The 19,285-nt window shown below is 59.2% G+C and carries 17 protein-coding genes and 1 pseudogene; 10 read left to right on the top strand and 8 right to left on the bottom strand.

The window, feature by feature from the left end; all coding sequences use genetic code 11:
• Positions 1-58 precede the first annotated feature (58 nt).
• The 3 genes from AB4N64_RS17320 to gcl form a co-directional block, all read right to left on the bottom strand.
• Complete coding sequence (locus AB4N64_RS17320) at positions 59-952, bottom strand: 2-hydroxy-3-oxopropionate reductase (protein ID WP_460117115.1); 894 nt, start codon at positions 950-952, stop codon at positions 59-61.
• A gap of 142 nt (positions 953-1,094) precedes the next feature.
• Complete coding sequence (gene hyi, locus AB4N64_RS17315; protein ID WP_460117114.1) at positions 1,095-1,877, bottom strand: hydroxypyruvate isomerase; 783 nt, start codon at positions 1,875-1,877, stop codon at positions 1,095-1,097.
• A gap of 118 nt (positions 1,878-1,995) precedes the next feature.
• On the bottom strand, positions 1,996-3,771 hold the full coding sequence (gene gcl / locus AB4N64_RS17310) for a glyoxylate carboligase (protein ID WP_460117113.1): 1,776 nt from the start codon (positions 3,769-3,771) through the stop codon (positions 1,996-1,998).
• A 268-nt stretch (positions 3,772-4,039) separates the two neighbouring features.
• Between gcl and AB4N64_RS17305 the strand changes: the two genes are divergently transcribed.
• Entirely contained in the window at positions 4,040-4,480 is a 441-nt protein-coding gene (locus AB4N64_RS17305; RefSeq protein WP_460117112.1) for a GlcG/HbpS family heme-binding protein, read from the top strand.
• 102 nt (positions 4,481-4,582) lie between these two features.
• On the opposite strand, the gene AB4N64_RS17300 is transcribed toward AB4N64_RS17305, so the two are convergent.
• Entirely contained in the window at positions 4,583-5,191 is a 609-nt protein-coding gene (locus AB4N64_RS17300) for a TetR/AcrR family transcriptional regulator (RefSeq protein ID WP_460117111.1), read from the bottom strand.
• Positions 5,192-5,326: 135 nt separating this feature from the next.
• Between AB4N64_RS17300 and AB4N64_RS17295 the strand changes: the two genes are divergently transcribed.
• Positions 5,327-6,241 (top strand): DUF808 domain-containing protein, encoded by a 915-nt coding sequence (locus AB4N64_RS17295; RefSeq protein ID WP_460117110.1) that lies wholly within the window; start codon positions 5,327-5,329, stop codon positions 6,239-6,241.
• Between the two features lie 128 nt (positions 6,242-6,369).
• Here AB4N64_RS17295 and AB4N64_RS17290 read toward each other — a convergent pair whose 3' ends face one another.
• Both AB4N64_RS17290 and AB4N64_RS17285 read right to left on the bottom strand, forming a co-directional pair.
• Positions 6,370-7,158, bottom strand: coding sequence for an MlaA family lipoprotein (locus AB4N64_RS17290; RefSeq protein ID WP_460117109.1), 789 nt, complete (start codon positions 7,156-7,158; stop codon positions 6,370-6,372).
• On the bottom strand, positions 7,151-8,449 hold the full coding sequence (locus AB4N64_RS17285) for an alpha/beta fold hydrolase (RefSeq protein WP_460117108.1): 1,299 nt from the start codon (positions 8,447-8,449) through the stop codon (positions 7,151-7,153). Before AB4N64_RS17285 ends, AB4N64_RS17290 begins: the two co-directional genes overlap by 8 nt.
• 224 nt (positions 8,450-8,673) lie before the next feature.
• On the opposite strand from AB4N64_RS17285, the gene AB4N64_RS17280 reads away from it, so the two are divergent.
• A complete protein-coding gene (locus AB4N64_RS17280) occupies positions 8,674-9,033 on the top strand; it encodes a hypothetical protein (RefSeq protein WP_460117107.1) in 360 nt (119 codons plus the stop codon).
• A 96-nt stretch (positions 9,034-9,129) separates the two neighbouring features.
• Here AB4N64_RS17280 and AB4N64_RS17275 read toward each other — a convergent pair.
• A pseudogene (locus AB4N64_RS17275) lies at positions 9,130-10,723 on the bottom strand (glycoside hydrolase family 17 protein).
• 287 nt (positions 10,724-11,010) lie between these two features.
• Here AB4N64_RS17275 and AB4N64_RS17270 point away from each other — a divergent pair.
• The 3 genes from AB4N64_RS17270 (at position 11,011) to AB4N64_RS17260 (ending at position 14,086) form a co-directional block, all read left to right on the top strand.
• Positions 11,011-11,862 carry a glycine betaine ABC transporter substrate-binding protein gene (locus tag AB4N64_RS17270; RefSeq protein WP_460117106.1) on the top strand — a complete coding sequence of 284 codons (852 nt, stop codon included), beginning with the start codon at positions 11,011-11,013 and terminating at the stop codon, positions 11,860-11,862.
• A gap of 257 nt (positions 11,863-12,119) precedes the next feature.
• Positions 12,120-12,431, top strand: a complete 312-nt coding sequence (locus tag AB4N64_RS17265; protein WP_008052644.1) for a DUF485 domain-containing protein — start codon at positions 12,120-12,122, stop codon at positions 12,429-12,431.
• Positions 12,428-14,086 (top strand): cation acetate symporter, encoded by a 1,659-nt coding sequence (locus AB4N64_RS17260; RefSeq protein ID WP_460117105.1) that lies wholly within the window; start codon positions 12,428-12,430, stop codon positions 14,084-14,086. The genes AB4N64_RS17265 and AB4N64_RS17260 overlap by 4 nt, the downstream gene beginning before the upstream one ends.
• A gap of 296 nt (positions 14,087-14,382) precedes the next feature.
• On the opposite strand, the gene gltA is transcribed toward AB4N64_RS17260, so the two are convergent.
• Entirely contained in the window at positions 14,383-15,672 is a 1,290-nt protein-coding gene (gltA, locus tag AB4N64_RS17255; protein ID WP_421140421.1) for a citrate synthase, read from the bottom strand.
• Between the two features lie 363 nt (positions 15,673-16,035).
• On the opposite strand from gltA, the gene sdhC reads away from it, so the two are divergent.
• Genes sdhC through AB4N64_RS17235 form a run of 4 tightly spaced genes read left to right on the top strand, consistent with a single transcriptional unit; the run spans position 16,036 to position 19,264 of the window.
• On the top strand, positions 16,036-16,410 hold the full coding sequence (gene sdhC, locus AB4N64_RS17250) for a succinate dehydrogenase, cytochrome b556 subunit (RefSeq protein WP_460117104.1): 375 nt from the start codon (positions 16,036-16,038) through the stop codon (positions 16,408-16,410).
• Entirely contained in the window at positions 16,404-16,772 is a 369-nt protein-coding gene (gene sdhD / locus AB4N64_RS17245; RefSeq protein ID WP_027922414.1) for a succinate dehydrogenase, hydrophobic membrane anchor protein, read from the top strand. Before sdhC ends, sdhD begins: the two co-directional genes overlap by 7 nt.
• Before the next feature lie 3 nt (positions 16,773-16,775).
• A complete protein-coding gene (gene sdhA / locus AB4N64_RS17240; RefSeq protein WP_460117103.1) occupies positions 16,776-18,548 on the top strand; it encodes a succinate dehydrogenase flavoprotein subunit in 1,773 nt (590 codons plus the stop codon).
• Positions 18,549-18,559: 11 nt separating this feature from the next.
• Entirely contained in the window at positions 18,560-19,264 is a 705-nt protein-coding gene (locus AB4N64_RS17235) for a succinate dehydrogenase iron-sulfur subunit (RefSeq protein ID WP_192302072.1), read from the top strand.
• The last annotated feature ends 21 nt before the right edge of the window (positions 19,265-19,285 follow it).

Below are 19,285 nucleotides of genomic sequence, written 5' to 3'. Positions count from 1 at the left end.
AGGTGATTTCATCGCGGGCAAGCCCGCTCCCACAGGACCGGGTTGGAACGGGCAGGGCTTACGGCTTCTCGCGAATCGAAAAATTCGCCATGTGTTCCAGGCCCTTGATCAGTGCCGAGTGGTCCCAGTTACTGCCGCCGATGGCCGCGCAGGTGCTGAACACCTGTTGGGCGTTGGCGGTGTTGGGGAGGTTGATGTTCAGCTCCCTGGCGCCTTGCAGTGCCAGGTTAAGGTCCTTCTGGTGCAGGCTGATGCGGAAGCCCGGATCGAAGGTGCCCTTGATCATGCGCTCGCCGTGCACTTCGAGGATCTTCGAGGACGCAAAACCACCCATCAACGCTTCACGAACCTTGGCCGGATCGGCACCGTTTTTCGAAGCGAACAGCAGGGCTTCCGCGACGGCCTGGATGTTCAGCGCGACGATGATCTGGTTCGCCACTTTTGCGGTCTGGCCATCGCCATTACCGCCGACGAGGGTGATATTTTTGCCCATGGCCTGGAACAGCGGCAGGGCGCGTTCGAAGGCATCGGCGTCGCCGCCGACCATGATGCTCAATGTGGCAGCCTTGGCACCGACTTCGCCGCCGGAGACTGGCGCGTCGAGGTACTGAGCGCCTTTTTCATTGATTTTCGCGGCAAAGGCCTTGGTCGCGGTCGGCGAGATCGAGCTCATGTCGATCACTACCTTGCCTTTACCGACACCGGCGGCTACGCCGTCGGCGCGGAACAGCACGTCATCGACCTGCGGGGTGTCCGGCACCATGACGATGATGAATTCGGCTTCCTGCGCCACTTCTTTCGGGTTGGCCAGGGCGATGGCACCTGCGGCGACCAGATCGGCCGGGGCAGCATCGTGGTGCGCTGACAGGAACAGGCTGTGACCGGCTTTCTGCAGGTTCGCCGCCATTGGGTGGCCCATGATGCCGGTGCCGATGAATCCGATTTTAGCCATGAGAAATTCCTCTTGTATTAATGAGTCGCAACGCCTGCCCCCTGTAGGAACGAGCTTGCTCGCGATAGCGGTGTGTCAGGCAACAGGGGTGTTGAATGTGCCGGCCTCATCGCGAGCAAGCTCGCTCCTATAGGGGAGGGGGTCAGATCGCGTTATGGGTTTTCAGCCAGCCCAGGCCCGCTTCGGTCGTGGTCAGTGGCTTGTATTCGCAACCGACCCAACCCTGATAACCGATGCTGTCCAGGTGTTCGAACAGGAAGCGGTAGTTGATCTCACCTGTGCCTGGTTCGTTGCGCCCCGGATTGTCGGCCAACTGGATGTGGTTGATCTCGCTCAGGTGCGTGGCCATGGTGCGGGCGAGGTCCCCTTCCATGATTTGCATGTGATAGATGTCGTATTGCAGGAACAGATTGGCGCTGCCCACCTGTTCGCGAATCGACAGGGCCTGCGCCGTGTTGTTCAGGTAGAAGCCTGGAATGTCGCGGGTGTTGATCGCCTCCATCACCAGTTTGATGCCCGCCGCTTGCAGCTTGTCGGCCGCGTACTTGAGGTTGGCGACGAAGGTCTTTTCCACGGTGGCATCATCGACGCCTTGCGGGCGGATGCCGGCCAGGCAGTTGACCTGGGTATTGCCCAGTACTTGCGCGTAAGCAATCGCCAGGTCGACGCCGGCGCGAAACTCTTCAACCCGGTCCGGCAGGCAGGCCAGGCCGCGTTCGCCCTTGGCCCAGTCACCGGCGGGCAGGTTGAACAGCACCTGGGTCAGGCCGTTGGCATCAAGCCGGGCCTTGATTTCGGCGGAGCTGAAATCGTAGGGGAACAGGTACTCGACGCCACTGAAGCCGGCCTTGGCGGCCGCTTCGAAACGGGCGAGAAAATCCTGCTCGGTGAACAGCATGGACAGGTTGGCTGCGAAACGCGGCATGGTGGTCTCCTGTAAATCTTGTGAGGACCCCCTGCAGGAGCGAGCTTGCTCGCGATAGTGCATATCTGACACACCGCTATCGCGAGCAAACTCGCTCCTACAGGGGGAGCTTCAATTGTTAATCAAGCATCGAAATCGCCGTCGGCGCATCGTTGCCGACCAGCGCCAGGTCTTCGAACTCGTTGACCGCGTTGATTTCGGTGCCCATGGAAATGTTGGTCACGCGCTCCAGGATAATCTCGACGATCACCGGCACCTTGAACTCTTCGATCAGCGCCTCGGCCTTGCGCAGGGCAGGGGCGATGTCAGCCGGTTCGAACACCCGCAGCGCCTTGCAGCCCAGGCCTTCGGCCACCGCTACGTGATCGACGCCATAACCGTTGAGCTCTGGCGCGTTCAGATTATCGAAGGACAGCTGCACGCAGTAGTCCATTTCGAAACCGCGCTGGGCCTGGCGGATCAGCCCCAGGTATGAGTTGTTCACCACCACGTGGATGTACGGCAGCTGGAACTGCGCGCCCACGGCCAGTTCTTCGATCATGAACTGGAAGTCATAGTCGCCCGACAACGCCACGACCTTGCGGCTCGGGTCGGCCTTGACCACGCCCAGTGCTGCCGGAATGGTCCAGCCCAGCGGGCCGGCCTGACCGCAGTTGATCCAGTGACGTGGCTTGTAGACGTGCAGGAACTGCGCGCCGGCAATCTGAGACAGGCCGATGGTGCTGACGTAGCAGGTGTCCTTGCCGAACACCTGGTTCATTTCTTCGTACACACGTTGCGGCTTGACCGGCACGTTGTCGAAATGGGTCTTGCGTTGCAGGCTGGCCTTGCGCTGCTGGCAGTCCTGCAACCAGGCACTGCGGTTTTTCAGCTTGCCGGCCGCTTGCCACTCGCGAGCGACTTCGATGAACACGGTGAGCGCGGCCGCGGCGTCGGACACGATGCCCAGGTCCGGGGTGAACACGCGGCCGATCTGTGTGCCTTCGATGTCAACGTGAATGAACTTGCGGCCTTCGGTGTAGACATCGACCGAGCCGGTGTGGCGGTTGGCCCAACGGTTGCCGATGCCCAGCACCACGTCGGACTTGAGCATGGTCGCGTTGCCGTAGCGATGCGAGGTTTGCAGGCCGACCATGCCGACCATCAACGGGTGATCGTCGGGGATCGTGCCCCACCCCATCAAGGTCGGGACGACCGGGATACCGGTCAGCTCGGCGAATTCGACCAGCAGGTCGCTGGCGTCGGCGTTGATGATGCCGCCGCCGGCCACCAGCAGTGGGCGTTCGGCCTGATCGAGCAGGGCCAGGGCTTTTTCCACTTGTACGCGGGTGGCGCAGGGCTTGGCCAGGGGCAGCGGCTGATAGGCATCGATGTCGAATTCGATTTCGGCCATCTGCACGTCGAACGGCAGATCGATCAGCACTGGGCCTGGACGACCGGAGCGCATTTCATAAAAAGCTTTCTGGAACGCGTACGGCACCTGGCCCGGCTCCAGGACCGTGGTTGCCCACTTGGTCACTGGCTTGACGATGCTGGTGATGTCGACAGCCTGGAAGTCTTCCTTGTGCATACGGGCGCGCGGAGCCTGGCCGGTGATGCACAGGATCGGAATCGAGTCGGCGGAGGCGCTGTACAGGCCCGTGACCATGTCGGTACCGGCAGGACCGGAAGTGCCGATGCACACGCCGATATTGCCGGCCTTGGTGCGGGTGTAGCCCTCGGCCATGTGCGAGGCGCCTTCAACGTGGCGAGCGAGGACGTGATCGATGCCGCCGACCTTTTGCAGGGCGGAGTACAACGGGTTGATCGCGGCGCCGGGAATGCCAAAGGCGGTTTCAACCCCTTCACGGCGCATCACCAGAACGGCGGCTTCGATTGCTCTCATTTTGCTCATGGTTTTGTGCCTCTTTACGTTTTGTAATTGTATACAAGTGGCTTTGTGTGGAGTTTATTCACGACTGGCTGCGAAGGTCAATCCATTTTCTCAAGCGCCTGTTTCATTCGTCGGAAGGCCAAATTGCTGTGGCTTTTCGTCACATGTAACGTTTTACGCGAATTATTGTATACAAAAAGATAATTTACTGTGTTCTATTTGTTGCATGAGGCTGCGACGTAAACGCGCAGCTCGACCGCTTTCCCTATAACAAAATGAGGACAGCACCATGAGCGCTTTAACCTTGAAAGTGGCAGTCAACCTGGTCAACGAGGCCATCAACGCCGGGCGGGCCATTGCGGCCGCCCCCCTGACCATCGCGGTGCTCGATGCCGGCGGGCATCTGATCGCCCTGCAACGTGAAGACGGCGCCAGCCTGCTGCGTCCGCAGGTCGCCATCGGCAAAGCCTGGGGCGCCATCGCCCTGGGCAAGGGGTCGCGCCTGCTGGCCTCGGACGCCCAGCAACGCCCGGCGTTCATCGCCTCCTTGAACACCATGGGGCAGGGCAGCGTCGTGCCAGCTCCAGGCGGCGTACTGGTGAAAGACCAGGAGGGCATTGTGTTGGGAGCGGTGGGGATCAGCGGAGATTTGTCGGATGTCGACGAGCAGTGCGCGATCGAGGCGATCGAAGCGCTGGGGTTGCGGGCGGATGCGGGGGTGGTGGTTTGAGACTTGTTTGACTGTTATACCGCTTTCGCGAGCAAGCCCGCTCCCACAGGGGAATGCATTCCAATGTGGGAGCGGGCTTGCTCGCGAAGGGGGCGCCGCGATCTACCGATCCAGCTCACATCCCTTGAGCACCAACCGGATAATCGTCTGTGCCGCCGCTTCATAATCGGCTTCGTCCAGCTTTTCCTTGCCGGTGACGGCGGTGATTTGCCAGTCGAAGTCGGCGTAAGTCTGGGTGGCCGCCCAGATGCTGAACATCAGGTGGTTGGGGTCGAGCGGGGCGATCTGGCCACGGTCGATCCAGGTCTGGATGCAGGCGATGTTGTGCCGGGCCTGGCTGTTGAGCTGTTCGACCAGATCGCTGCTCAGGTGCGGGGCGCCGTGCATGATTTCGCTGGCGAACACTTTCGAGGCAAAGGGCAGGTCGCGGGATATGCGGATTTTCGAACGGATGTAGCCGCTCAGTACATCATTGGGTTCGCCTTCAGGGTTGAAGGGGGTCGAAGCCTGCAGAATCGGCTCAATGATGCTTTCCAGGACCTCGCGGTAGAGGTTTTCCTTGGTCTTGAAATAGTAATAGACGTTGGGCTTGGGCAACCCGGCCCTGGCGGCGATGTCGCTGGTTTTGGTCGCAGCGAAGCCTTTGTCGGCAAATTCTTCACTGGCGGCACGCAGTATCAGTTGTTTGTTGCGCTCGCGGATCGTGCTCATAAACCAGGGGGTTCCTTGCCTGTTCTGGCGGTTGCGCATGGTAGCACCGGGCTTCGGCGGCGCTCAAGAATGCTCCATGCGGCGCGCCGCCGCGCTATGCTGCTTGGCATCCATACAAAGAAGGAAGCGTGATTCATGGCAGGAAGCAGCCTACTGTTGCTGATCGACGACATTGCCGCCGTGCTGGACGACGTGGCGTTGATGACCAAAATGGCCGCCAAGAAAACCGCCGGCGTGTTGGGCGACGATCTGGCGCTCAATGCCCAGCAGGTGAGCGGTGTGCGGGCCGAACGGGAAATCCCCGTGGTGTGGGCGGTTGCCAAGGGATCGTTCATCAACAAACTGATCCTGGTGCCTTCGGCTCTGGCCATCAGCGCATTCATCCCCTGGCTGGTGACGCCTCTGTTGATGGTCGGTGGCGCTTACCTGTGTTTCGAAGGATTCGAAAAACTCGCTCACAAAATCCTGCACAGCAAGGCCGAAGAACAGACGGAGCACGCGCAATTGGTCGAGGCCGTGGCAGACCCGGCAGTGGATCTGGTGGCGTTCGAAAAGGACAAGATCAAGGGTGCGATCCGCACCGACTTCATTCTCTCGGCGGAAATCATCGCCATCACCCTTGGCACGGTGGCGGGGGCGTCTCTGACCCAGCAAGTCATCGTGCTATCGGGCATCGCGATCGTCATGACCATCGGCGTCTATGGCCTGGTGGCGGGGATCGTCAAACTCGACGATCTGGGCTTGTGGCTGACGCAAAAGCCAGGGCAGATGGCCCGTAGCGTCGGTGCCGGGATTCTGCGCGCGGCACCGTACATGATGAAAAGCCTGTCGGTGATTGGTACGGCGGCGATGTTCCTGGTAGGCGGCGGGATTCTCACCCACGGGGTGCCGGTGGTGCATCACTGGATCGAGAGTGTCAGTGCCGGGGCCGGTGGGGCCGGGTTTATCGTGTCGATGTTGCTCAATGGCGTGGCGGGGATTATCGCGGGGGCGGCGGTGCTGGCGGTGGTGATGGCTGTTGGCAAAATCTGGAAGGCGTTCAAAGGTTGAATTGAAACACTGAACGGATGTGGGAGCGGGCTTGCTCGCGAAGGCGGTGCATCATTCGACTCAAACGTCGACGGATACAATGTCTTCGCGAGCAAGCCCGCTCCCACAGGTTTAGCTGTTGCCTTTGGTTACTCGGCAATCTGCAACTTGCGCGACTCGGTATACACGTAACGCACCTTTTCATACTCGAACGGCGAGTTCAGCTGACCGTAGCGGAAGCTGGTCTGATAGCGCTTGTCCACAGCCCGCAAGGCCCACACTTCCGGGTGGTTTGAGCTGACTTCGGCCACGTTGAGGAAGTTGATCGCGTTCTCGGCGCTGAAGTCCACCACCAAACCGCCGGTATCGCGCAGGTTCGACGGCCCGAGTATCGGCAGTACGAAGTAGGCACCGGCCGGCACACCGTAGAAGCCCAGCGTCTGGCCGAAGTCTTCGCTCTGTCGCTGGAGCCCCATGGCGGTGGCCGGGTCCCACAGGCCGGCGATGCCGATGGTGGTGTTGAGCAGCAGGCGTCCGGTGATTTCCATCGAACGCTGGCCCTTGAACTGCAACAGGCTGTTGAGCAGGTTCGGCACGTCGCCAAGGTTGTTGAAAAAGTTGCTGACCCCGGTGCGCACGAAGCTCGGAGTGATGTAGCGATAACCATCGACCACCGGCAGGAATACCCACTCGTCGAAGCGATAGTTGAAGTGGTAGACGCGACGGTTCCAGGATTCCAGCGGGTCATACACATTCAACGCACTCAGCGTGGAGCGTTCGAACTCGCGCTGGTCCAGCCCCGGGTTGAACTTGAGTTTGCTCAACGGTTCCTTGAAGCCATCACTGTCGATGACCACAGGCGCGTTGGCCTTGCTGTTGTCAGCATTGGCGGTGGTTGCACAGAGGAGCGCGGCGATAAGCAGGAGGTATTTAGCCACGGAAGAACTCCAGCATGGCGTCGCTGTTGACGCGGTAGTTAAGGTTGCCGCAATGGCCGCCCAGTGGGTAAACGGTCAGGCGATCGCCGAAAGTGCGGCGCAGGAAACCGAGGTCGCCCGGGCCCAGGATCACGTCATCGGCGTTGTGCATGACGGCAATTTTAGGGCTCTTGTGCAGGTAATCCGCCAGTGCGTACAGGCTCACCTGGTCGATCAGTTGCAGCAGGCTGCCGCCATCGGTGCGGGCGCGCCACATCGGGATGACCTGTTCGGTGATGTAGCAGTCGAAGTCGCATTGCAACGCACGCTTGAGGTACGGCGTAAGGCTGGTGCCCTCGGTGATCGGCGTCTTGGGCGGCGTGATCAGGCCGCGACGGTTGATCAGGTCCGAGGTAAAAGCGATATCGGCGGCCGAGAAGCGGAACGAGGTGCCGATCAGCATTGCCATCTGCTCGTTGCTCAAATGCTGCTTGGACTGCTGGAAGTCATAGAGCAGCGCATCGTTGAGGTCGATGTAGCCTTTCTGCTGGAAGTAGCGGGTCAGTTTGTTCAGCACCAGCTCATAGAAGGTGGTGGTGTTGTTGATGCCCTTGACCTCGGTTTGAACAAGCTTGTCGAGGTTTGTGATCGAGGTGTAGAGGTTGACCGGCGGGTTGAGCAGCAGGACTTTCTTGAAATTGAAACTGCGGCGGGTTTCGTCCAGATGGGCGACGAATGCCGCATCCAGTGCGCCCAGGCTGTACCCCGTGAGGTAGTAATCGGTGACCGGCAACTTCGGGTTTTGCGCCCGCACGGCCTGCATGACGCGATACATGTCTTCGGCATCGTCCTTGGTGATGCCTGGCGTGGCAAAGCGCGACGCCGCGCTGATGAAGTCGAAGCTGGTGGGCGAAGACAGCTGTACTACGTGGTAGCCAGCCTTGTAATACAGCTTTTTCAAATACTCGTTCAGGGTGCTGTCATAACGCGCGCCAGTGCCGGCGATCAGGAAGATCAGCGGGGCAGGTTTGTCCTGGGTAGCGATGCGATAGGTGAGTTTTTTCACTGGCCAGAAGTTGTCTGGCAGCTGGAACTCACGCTCAGGGCGTAGCCTGAGGGTGTGATCCGATTGATCGATGTCGTCGTCCAGTGGCAACTCCGGACGCAAGTCCGGTGGCGTCGTGGCGATGGTCGCTTCAAACGGGTTGGTCAAGGGGTAGCCATAACTGGCGGGGTCGATATCTGCCGCCAGTGCGGACGCACTCAGGATAAGGCCACCCAACAGGGCGGCGAAGCGCAAGGAACGGAGCATGACTGAATCCCTTAAGAAAGGTGCCGAATGAAGTTCGCAGGCTATGACCACCGGGTTTGCGCCAAAGTGCCACGCAGCGGCACCAAACAGGCCTGATTTCGGAGTAATAGTAGCTGGACGATACACTTTGCAGCGATTGGATAGCCAGTTAACAGTTGTTAGCGTTTTGCTTAACGCTGACCTGCGATTAAGCTGGCCGCCGTTTTCGATGATTGGAGTGCTTCATGTCCCGCCGCCTGCCCGTGATTCTTCTGCTCATTCTGCTGCCGTTATGGCTGGCCGCCAGCTATGGCGCACGTTACGGCTTCATGGAGGATGCGCAGTGGGTCGGCCTCTGTGTCGATGAGGCGAGCCGATGGGAGTGCCAGGTCCGTTCGAACCTGGGGTTGATGATTCACTTCAAGGTATTGGGCTGGGGAGCAGTCGCCGCCGCCTTGATCGGCTTTGTGCTGCCGGGGCGAGTAGGATGGTGGCTGGCGGTGCTGGCGCTGGTGCTCGGGTTTCCGGCGCTGGCGCTGTACAACACCACGCTGGCGGTGTTTGCGGTGGTGATTGCGGGGTTGCGTCTGGTTCGTGGCGCCTGATAGGCCGCCATCGCGGGCAAGCCCGCTCCTGTGTACGCCACAAATCCCTGTAGGAGCGGGCTTGCCCGCGATGAGGCCAGTAAATTCACCGAAGATTCAAGCCTTGCGCACCCGCAATGATCGCCACAACGCCGCCACCATCAACACGCTCACCAGCGCCCAACCCCAGGCCTGCTGGTTCTGCAGCCCTTCACGAAACAGCTGCGGCGCTATTCCGGCGCCAATGATGAAAGTCAGCAACGCAATTTCCCGACGTGGCACGCTGACCGGACGACACAGATAGACCAGCGCCGGCACGATGAATGCCACGCTCGGAAAGCTGCGATAGCGCGGGTCGAAGACCAGTTCCAGCATCGACACCGCCGCTGCAAATCCAATCAACGCCACCAACACGCCTGAGCGACGTTCGAGCACATTGAATGCACGCCCACGCCAGCCGCTGCGCGGGCTCAATGCCAGTGCCCCATGTGCCAGCGCCAGCAGATTCGACGCTGTCAGCAATCCGACCCACAGCCATTCACTGGAAAATCGCGTGGTCACTCGGGCCAAGTCGCCCCATACGCCGAGCGAACCGGCGGCAAGCGCCCCCAGCAGCGGCAACACAAGGGCGGCACGTGTATCACGCACGCGCCCGCCCAGGATCAGTGTGCCGATGAAGATCAAGCCACCGACAATCAACCACTGCGACCAGTACGGCACATTCGTGACCGGCCCTGCCAGCACGCCCTTGTCCTGGCGGTCGGCATCGAACAATCCCCAGTAACCGCCCACCGCCCCTTCGCTGGCGCGTTTCCATGGTTGGTCGAAGGCCTCGATCAGGTTGTAATGCCAGCCTTGCTGCTCGGCCATGGCGACAAAACCGCGAATGAACTTGGCTTCGTTGACTCGGCTCGGTAATGCCGTTTCACGTTGGCGGCCTTCGCTGGGCCAGCCGGTTTCGCCGATCATCACGTCCTTGGGCGCGAACTTGTTGCCGAATACTTGGCGTACCTCGGCCACATGCTGCAAGGCGGCATCGATATTGGAAGGATCGTCTTCCCAGTACGGCAGCAGATGGATGGTCAGGAAGTCTACCGCCGGTGCGATTTCGGGATGCTTGAGCCAGAACTCCCAGACATCGGCGTAAGTGACCGGTTGTTTGACCTGGCTTTTAACCTTGTTGATCAGTCTGGCGAGTTGTGGGCCGGTCACCTCTTTGCGCAACAATGCTTCGTTGCCGACGATCACTGCGCTGACCACATCCGGGTTGGCGTTGGCGGACGCGATCAGCAGGTCGACCTCTTTCTCGGTGTCCACCGGGTTGCTGTTGACCCAGGCGCCAATCATTAACTTCAGGCCGTGTTTGCGTGCGAGATCCGGCAGGGCGTCGAGACCCGTCATCGAGTAGGTGCGGATGCACTCAAAGCGCGTGGACAGCAGGGCCAGGTCGGCGTCCATGCGCTCGGGACGCAGCTTGAACGGCTGATCGAACGGTGATTGATCCTTGTCGAACGGGGTGTAGGACGCGCATTGAAGCTTGTGCGTGGCGCTGGCGACATCGGGCAGGATCACCGGCTGGCCGATGCCATACCAAAAGCCACCCAGGGCAAACAGGCCCAGCAGGCAAGCGAACAAATAGGCAAAAAAGGAAAGCGTGAGGTCGCGGGCATGGTCAGCCGTCCGGAAGCAAAGCGGCGCATGTTACCTGCATTTGCAGCGCGCTTGGTGGCCTGCACGATTTTGACATGCAAAGTTCAGGCTGATCGTCCGAGACATTTATATGGCGTGTGGTTAATGGCGTTCTGATGTCGTTTCTCGATGCCTTGAGGTCGCTGGCAGCACAGGTTCAGGTTGGCGTCAGGTTGATGATCAAAGCGTCAGTACTCCGCTGATGTTCGAATGAGTTTGCGGTGAAGCGTGATGGGGGCGCTGTGCACCATAACAATACGTTGACGCGGCTCGGCACCCGTCGAGCGCAGCACTTTCGGGGAAGTAACGATGAAGATGCGACGACTTTTAGGCGCAGGTGCCGCTCTGGTACTTGCGATGGGTTCGACATTCGCCAACGCAGAAAAGCAGACCCTGAGCATCGGTTACGTTGACGGCTGGTCCGACAGCGTTGCGACGACTCATGTGGCAGCAGAAGTGATCAAGCAGAAGCTCGGTTATGACGTGAAGCTGCAAGCCGTCGCCACCGGCATCATGTGGCAAGGCGTGGCCACCGGCAAACTCGACGCTATGCTGTCGGCCTGGCTGCCGGTGACTCACGGTGATTACTGGGCGAAGAACAAGGACCAGGTCGTCGACTACGGCCCGAACTTCAAGGACGCCAAAATCGGCCTGATCGTGCCGGAGTACGTCAAGGCCAAGTCCCTTGAAGACCTGAAAACCGATGACAGCTTCAAGAAACGCATCGTCGGCATCGACGCCGGTTCAGGCGTGATGCTCAAGACCGAGCAGGCCATCAAGGATTACGACCTGACCGGCTATCAACTCAAGGCCAGTTCCGGCGCCGGCATGATTGCCGAGCTGACCCGTGCCGAGAAGAAAAATGAATCCATTGCCGTGACCGGCTGGGTGCCGCACTGGATGTTCGCCAAGTGGAAACTGCGCTTCCTCGAAGACCCTAAAGGGGTGTATGGCGCGGCTGAAACCGTGAACAGCATCGGCAGCAAGGAGCTGGATACCAAGGCGCCGGAAGTGGCCAAGTTCCTGAAAAACTTCCAGTGGGCTTCGAAGGATGAAATCGGTGAAGTCATGCTGGCCATCCAGGAAGGCGCCAAGCCTGACGCGGCTGCCAAGGACTGGGTCGCCAAACACCCGGATCGTGTGGCGGAGTGGGTCAAGTAAGCGGTTGAGTTAATCAGACAAGCTTTCTCCCCCCTCCTGTAGGAGCGAGCTTGCTCGCGATAGCGGATTGTCAGGCACGCAAATGTTGACTGACACACCGCCATCGCGAGCAAGCCCGCTCCCACATTTATGTTCCCATGTTTGAAATTGGCGACTCTGTAATGGCGATCTAAGACTAAGGTCGTCTGGAACCCGGCTCGCAGCCGAATAAAGTGGGTACCGTTCCAACAATAATCTGTGCTGCGAGGATAAAAACAATGAACGACAGCATTTACCTCTCGATTCAAAACAGCCCCCGATTCAAGGAGCTGGTGAGCAAGCGAGAAAGGTTCGCCTGGATTCTTTCGGCGATCATGCTTGGGCTTTACTCTGGCTTCATCCTTCTGATCGCTTACGGGCCGCAGGTGCTGGGGGCGAAAATCAGCCCTGAGTCATCCATTACCTGGGGTATTCCAATTGGTGTCGGCTTGATCGTTTCGGCGTTCATCCTCACCGGGATCTACGTGCGACGCGCCAACGGCGAGTTCGACGACCTGAACAATGCGATTCTCAAGGAGGCTCAGCAATGATCCGGCGTCTAATGGCTCTTTTGAGTATCGCGGCCTTTGCACCGGGCGCCTGGGCAGCTGATGCCCTGACCGGTGCCGTGCAAAAACAACCTCTCAACGTATCCGCGATCCTGATGTTCGTCGCGTTCGTCGGCGCGACCTTGTGCATCACCTACTGGGCGTCCAAGCGCAACAAGTCGGCTGCCGACTACTATGCGGCGGGCGGCAAAATCACAGGTTTCCAGAACGGTCTGGCGATTGCTGGTGACTACATGTCCGCAGCGTCCTTCCTGGGGATTTCCGCGCTGGTGTTCACCTCCGGCTACGATGGCTTGATCTATTCGATCGGCTTCCTGGTGGGCTGGCCGATCATTCTCTTCCTGATCGCCGAGCGTCTGCGTAACCTGGGTAAATACACGTTTGCCGATGTGGCGTCCTATCGCCTGGGCCAAACCCAGATTCGCTCGCTGTCCGCCTGTGGTTCGCTGGTGGTGGTGGCGTTCTACCTGATTGCGCAAATGGTCGGTGCCGGTAAGCTGATCCAACTGCTGTTCGGCCTCGACTACCACGTTGCGGTGATCCTGGTGGGTATCCTGATGTGCGCCTACGTGCTGTTCGGCGGCATGCTGGCAACCACTTGGGTGCAGATCATCAAGGCGGTGCTGCTGCTGTCCGGTGCGTCCTTCATGGCACTGATGGTGATGAAGCACGTCAACTTCGACTTCAGCACGCTGTTCTCCGAGGCGGTCAAGGTTCACCCCAAAGGTGAGGCAATCATGAGCCCTGGCGGTCTGGTGAAAGATCCGATCTCCGCATTCTCGCTCGGCCTGGCACTGATGTTCGGTACTGCTGGCCTGCCGCACATCCTGATGCGCTTCTTCACTGTAAGTGACGCGAAGGAAGCTCGCAAAAGCGTACTGTACGCGACTGGCTTCATTGGTTACTTCTACATCCTGACCTTCATCATCGGCTTCGGCGCGATCCTTTTGGTCAGCACCAACCCTGCGTTCAAGGATGCGGCGGGTGCGCTGTTGGGCGGTAACAACATGGCGGCGGTGCACCTGGCCGACGCAGTGGGCGGCAGCATCTTCCTGGGCTTCATCTCGGCGGTTGCGTTCGCGACCATCCTGGCTGTAGTTGCGGGCCTGACCCTGGCCGGTGCCTCGGCGGTGTCCCACGACCTTTACGCCAGCGTGATCAAGAAAGGTAAGGCCAACGAGAAGGACGAAATCCGCGTTTCGAAAATTACCACCATCGCCCTTGCGGTATTGGCGATTGGCTTGGGCATTCTGTTCGAAAGCCAGAACATCGCGTTCATGGTGGGCCTGGCGTTCTCCATTGCCGCGAGCTGCAACTTCCCGGTGCTGCTGCTTTCCATGTACTGGAAGAAACTGACCACCCGCGGTGCGATGATCGGCGGCTGGCTGGGGCTGCTCAGTGCCGTGGGCCTGATGATCCTCGGTCCAACCATCTGGGTGCAGATCCTGCATCACGAGAAGGCTATCTTCCCGTATGAGTACCCGGCGCTGTTCTCGATGATCATTGCCTTCGTGGGGATCTGGTTCTTCTCGATCACCGACAAATCGACTGCAGCCGACAACGAGCGGGCGCTGTTCTTCCCGCAATTCGTTCGCTCGCAGACCGGTCTGGGCGCGAGTGGGGCGGTTTCGCACTAAGGCTTGATACTTTTATATAGATAGCGAAGCTTGAAGAATACCCCGGTCAAGAGATCGGGGTATTTTTTTGCCCGCCCGTCCCCCGGCTTCCCCGCCCCCTGTAGGAGCGAGCTTGCTCGCGATGGTTGTTCAGGCGCCGCAGGCATCCAGGCATCCAGCGGTGTCCGGGCTACCATCGCGAGCAAGCTCGCTCCTACAGGGGGGGTGGTGTTCCGTATCGGCCACAAACAAAAACGGCCTCTATAGGGATAGAGGCCGTTCTCGGTGCAACTCAACACGCTAGAGCAAGACAGGTCTTACTTGCGGTCTTCCAGCTTGGTGATGTCACGCGACTCGTAGCCGGTGTACAGCTGGCGAGGGCGGCCGATCTTGTACGGGCTGGAGAGCATTTCTTTCCAGTGCGAAATCCAGCCTACGGTGCGCGCCAGGGCGAAGATCACGGTAAACATGCTGGTTGGAATGCCGATCGCCTTGAGGATGATCCCCGAGTAGAAGTCGACGTTCGGGTACAGCGAGCGCTCGATGAAGTACGGGTCGGTCAAGGCAATCTCTTCTAGGCGCATGGCCAGCTCGAGTTGCGGATCGTTGTTGATGCCCAGTTCCTTCAGCACTTCGTCGCAGGTCTGCTTCATGACGGTGGCGCGTGGGTCGCGGTTCTTGTAAACGCGGTGACCGAAGCCCATCAGCTTGAACGGATCGTTCTTGTCCTTGGCCTTGGCGATGAACTTGTCGATGTTCGAGACATCTCCGATTTCATCGAGCATGGTCAGCACGGCTTCGTTCGCACCGCCGTGGGCAGGGCCCCACAGTGCGGCGATGCCGGCGGCGATGCAGGCGAACGGGTTGGCACCCGAAGAGCCGGCCAGGCGCACGGTGGAGGTCGAAGCGTTCTGCTCGTGGTCGGCATGGAGGATGAAGATTCGGTCCATGGCCTTGGCGAGCACCGGGCTGATCGGTTTGATCTCGCACGGGGTGTTGAACATCATGTGCAGGAAGTTTTCGGCGTACGACAGGTCGTTACGCGGGTACATCATGGGTTGCCCCATGGAGTACTTGTAAACCATCGCTGCCAGGGTCGGCATCTTGGCAACCAGGCGGATCGCGGAGATTTCGCGATGCTGCGGGTTATTGATGTCCAGGGAGTCGTGGTAGAAGGCCGAAAGGGCGCCGACTACGCCGCACATGACGGCCATCGGGTGGGCGTCGCGACGGAAGCCGTTGAAGAACGTCTTCAGCTGTTCGTGAACCATGGTGTGGTTCTTGACGGTGCTGACGAACTGGGCCTTCTGTTCTGCGGTCGGCAATTCGCCGTTGAGCAGCAGGTAGCAGGTTTCCAGATAGTCCGACTTCTCAGCCAGTTGCTCGATCGGGTAGCCGCGATGCAGCAGGATGCCATTGTCGCCGTCGATATAGGTGATCTTCGACTCGCAGGAGGCGGTCGACATGAAACCTGGGTCAAAGGTGAAACGGCCCGTGGCCGTCAGGCCCCGTACGTCGATAACATCGGGACCAACGGTGCCGGTTAAAATGGGCAGCTCGACGGGGGCTGCGCCCTCGATGATCAACTGCGCTTTTTTGTCAGCCATGTGGCCTCCTATTTATGCTTGAAATCATCAGACAGACCCCCCACGCAGGGCCCGCACCACTATAGTGAGATAAATTCGAATGTCAATTTGCCTAAAGTCTTGCTCCAGAAGGCTTTAACCCTACTTTTTTCTCGAAATTGCCTGCCATTTACGCCTTTTATCCAACTTGCGCAATCCGCTATTAGGGGAAGGTGAACGCGTTGTCATTAGTAGCCTAACTGTCTATACTCGGCAGCCGACCGCCAAGGGCTTTTGGGCTTGCGTTATTGGGGGTCGCCTCCCTGGGTGGTGGTTACCTGACCAGTGCACTCCCCAACAACTTTGCCCTGATTGTTAGGGGCTCTTCAGTGTGAAAAATAAGCCGTGAAAAGCCAACGACCTGTAAACCTAGACCTAAGGACCATCAAACTCCCAGTCACTGCTTACACGTCCATTCTTCACCGTATTTCCGGTGTCATCCTCTTCGTGTGCCTTGCCATCATGCTTTTTGCATTGGACAAGTCGCTCAGTTCCGAGGAAGGCTTCGGCGAGGTGAAAGCGTGTCTGACCAGTCCGCTAGCCAAGCTAGTGATTTGGGGCATCCTGTCCGCTCTGCTGTATCACCTGGTAGCCGGTGTGCGCCACTTGATCATGGACATGGGCATCGGTGAGACGCTGGAAGGCGGCAAGCTGGGCTCGAAAATCGTTATCGCCGTTTCCGTGGTGGTAATCGTTCTGGCAGGAGTTTGGATATGGTAACTAACGTCACGAACCTCTCGCGTTCGGGCCTCTATGACTGGATGGCGCAACGTGTGTCGGCGGTCGTTCTCGCGGCTTACTTCATTTTCCTGATCGGATACGTCGTTGCCCACCCTGGCATCGGCTACGCCCAATGGCATGAACTGTTCGCAAGCAACTGGATGCGTATTTTCAGTCTCCTGGCCCTTGTTGCCCTCGGCGCTCACGCCTGGGTCGGCATGTGGACCATCGCGACCGACTACCTGACGCCAATGGCGTTCGGCAAGTCCGCGACTGCAATCCGTTTCCTTTTCCAGGCAGTATGCGGCGTTGCGATGTTCGCTTACTTCGTCTGGGGTGTGCAGATTCTCTGGGGTATCTGAGTCATGGCTAACATTCCAACGATTTCTTTCGACGCCATCATCATTGGTGGCGGCGGCGCCGGCATGCGCGCAGCGCTGCAGCTGGCACAGGGCGGTCACAAGACTGCCGTGATCACCAAGGTGTTCCCGACGCGTTCGCACACCGTATCGGCTCAAGGCGGCATCACCTGCGCCATCGCCTCTGCGGATCCGAACGATGACTGGCGCTGGCACATGTACGATACCGTCAAGGGTTCCGACTACATCGGTGACCAGGACGCTATCGAATACATGTGTCAGGAAGGTCCTGCCGCGGTTTTCGAGCTGGACCACATGGGGCTGCCGTTCTCCCGTACCGAGCAAGGCCGTATCTACCAGCGTCCGTTCGGCGGTCAGTCCAAGGATTACGGTAAAGGCGGCCAGGCTGCCCGTACCTGTGCGGCATCCGACCGTACCGGTCACGCCCTGCTGCACACGCTTTATCAAGGCAACCTGAAAGCCGGTACCACGTTCCTGAACGAGTACTACGCCGTTGACCTGGTGAAGAACGACGCAGGCGAGTTCGTCGGCGTTATCGCCATCTGCATCGAAACCGGTGAAACCACCTACATCCGTGCAAAAGCCACTGTGCTGGCGACCGGTGGCGCTGGCCGTATCTACGCTTCGACCACCAATGCCCTGATCAACACCGGTGACGGCGTCGGTATGGCCCTGCGTGCAGGCGTACCGGTGCAAGACATCGAAATGTGGCAGTTCCACCCAACCGGCATCGCCGGCGCCGGTGTACTGGTCACCGAAGGGTGCCGTGGTGAAGGTGGTTACCTGATCAACAAGCACGGCGAGCGTTTCATGGAGCGTTATGCTCCGAACGCCAAAGACCTGGCAGGTCGTGACGTGGTTGCTCGCTCGATGGTTAAAGAGATCATCGCGGGTAACGGTTGCGGTCCGAACGGCGACCACGTAATGCTTAAACTCGACCACTTGGGCGAGGAAGTGTTGCACAGCCGTCTGCCTGGTATTTGCGAACTGTCGAAAACGTTTGCTCACGTTGACCCAGTCGTTGCTCCGGTTCCGGTTGTTCCAACCTGCCACTACATGATGGGCGGCGTTGCCACCAACATTCACGGCCAGGCGATCACCCAGAATGGCGAAGGCGTGGACACCATCATCCCGGGCCTGTTCGCTGTAGGCGAAGTGGCTTGCGTATCGGTTCACGGTGCCAACCGCCTGGGCGGCAACTCGCTGCTCGACCTGGTGGTATTCGGCCGTGCTGCCGGTCTGCACCTGGAAAAGGCGCTGACCGACGGTATCAACTACGACGACGCCACCGAAGCCAACATCAATGCCGCTCTGGCCCGTCTGTCCGCCCTCAACGAGCGTACTGATGGCGAAGACGTGGCTACCCTGCGTCGCGAGCTGCAAAGCTGCATGCAGAACTACTTCGGTGTATTCCGTACCGGCGAATACATGCAGAAGGGTATTGCCCAACTGGCCGACCTGCGCAAGCGCATTGCCAACGTCAAGATCAACGACAAGTCGCAAGCGTTCAACACGGCTCGTATCGAGGCACTGGAACTGCAAAACCTGCTGGAAGTGGCTGAAGCTACCGCCATCGCTGCCGAAGTACGTAAAGAGTCCCGCGGTGCTCACGCCCGTGAAGACTTCGAAGACCGTGACGACGAAAACTGGCTGTGCCACACCCTGTACTTCCCGGGTGACAAGCGCGTTGCCAAGCGTGCCGTGAACTTCTCGCCGAAGACGGTTCCGACTTTTGAACCTAAGATTCGGACTTATTAAGGGTGGCCGCCATGTTGCAAGTCAGTGTTTATCGCTACAACCCTGATCAGGACGCTGCGCCGTTCATGCAGGAATTCCAGGTCGATACCGGTGGTAAGGACCTGATGGTGCTGGACGTGCTCGCGCTGATCAAGGAACAGGACGAGGGTTTCTCCTATCGTCGCTCCTGCCGTGAGGGCGTTTGCGGCTCCGACGGCATGAACATCAACGGCAAGAACGGCCTGGCGTGCATCACGCCGCTGTCCGCTGTCGTAAAAGGTAACAAGTTGATCGTTCGTCCTCTGCCAGGTCTTCCGGTGATCCGTGACCTGGTCGTCGATATGAGCATCTTCTACAAGCAATACGAGAAGGTTAAGCCATACCTGCAGAACGACACGCCGGCTCCGGCCATCGAGCGTCTGCAGTCCCCTGAAGAGCGCGAAAAGCTCGACGGTCTGTACGAGTGCATCCTGTGCGCCTGCTGCTCGACCTCTTGCCCGTCCTTCTGGTGGAACCCGGACAAGTTCCTGGGTCCAGCTGCCCTGCTGCAAGCGTACCGCTTCCTGGCAGACAGCCGCGACACCAAGACTGCCGAGCGTCTGGCTTCGCTGGATGACCCGTTCAGCGTATTCCGCTGCCGCGGGATCATGAACTGCGTCAACGTTTGTCCGAAAGGCCTGAACCCGACTAAGGCCATCGGTCACGTACGTAACATGTTGCTGCAAAGCGGCGTGTGATTCAGCTGCAGTACCCGTAGG

The sequence above is a fragment of the Pseudomonas sp. S2_C03 genome (assembly GCF_054668405.1).
This window is presented reverse-complemented; position numbering and strand designations above follow the sequence as displayed.

Excerpts from the sequence above, each read along its gene's own strand:
- AB4N64_RS17320 (WP_460117115.1), bottom strand. The coding sequence starts at position 952 with ATGGCTAAAATCGGATTCATCGGCACCGGCATCATGGGCCACCCAATG.
- hyi (WP_460117114.1), bottom strand. The coding sequence starts at position 1,877 with ATGCCGCGTTTCGCAGCCAACCTGTCCATGCTGTTCACCGAGCAGGAT.
- gcl (WP_460117113.1), bottom strand. The coding sequence starts at position 3,771 with ATGAGCAAAATGAGAGCAATCGAAGCCGCCGTTCTGGTGATGCGCCGT.
- AB4N64_RS17305 (WP_460117112.1), top strand. The coding sequence starts at position 4,040 with ATGAGCGCTTTAACCTTGAAAGTGGCAGTCAACCTGGTCAACGAGGCC.
- AB4N64_RS17300 (WP_460117111.1), bottom strand. The coding sequence starts at position 5,191 with ATGAGCACGATCCGCGAGCGCAACAAACAACTGATACTGCGTGCCGCC.
- AB4N64_RS17295 (WP_460117110.1), top strand. The coding sequence starts at position 5,327 with ATGGCAGGAAGCAGCCTACTGTTGCTGATCGACGACATTGCCGCCGTG.
- AB4N64_RS17285 (WP_460117108.1), bottom strand. The coding sequence starts at position 8,449 with ATGCTCCGTTCCTTGCGCTTCGCCGCCCTGTTGGGTGGCCTTATCCTG.
- AB4N64_RS17280 (WP_460117107.1), top strand. The coding sequence starts at position 8,674 with ATGTCCCGCCGCCTGCCCGTGATTCTTCTGCTCATTCTGCTGCCGTTA.
- AB4N64_RS17270 (WP_460117106.1), top strand. The coding sequence starts at position 11,011 with ATGAAGATGCGACGACTTTTAGGCGCAGGTGCCGCTCTGGTACTTGCG.
- AB4N64_RS17265 (WP_008052644.1), top strand. The coding sequence starts at position 12,120 with ATGAACGACAGCATTTACCTCTCGATTCAAAACAGCCCCCGATTCAAG.
- AB4N64_RS17260 (WP_460117105.1), top strand. The coding sequence starts at position 12,428 with ATGATCCGGCGTCTAATGGCTCTTTTGAGTATCGCGGCCTTTGCACCG.
- gltA (WP_421140421.1), bottom strand. The coding sequence starts at position 15,672 with ATGGCTGACAAAAAAGCGCAGTTGATCATCGAGGGCGCAGCCCCCGTC.
- sdhD (WP_027922414.1), top strand. The coding sequence starts at position 16,404 with ATGGTAACTAACGTCACGAACCTCTCGCGTTCGGGCCTCTATGACTGG.
- sdhA (WP_460117103.1), top strand. The coding sequence starts at position 16,776 with ATGGCTAACATTCCAACGATTTCTTTCGACGCCATCATCATTGGTGGC.
- AB4N64_RS17235 (WP_192302072.1), top strand. The coding sequence starts at position 18,560 with ATGTTGCAAGTCAGTGTTTATCGCTACAACCCTGATCAGGACGCTGCG.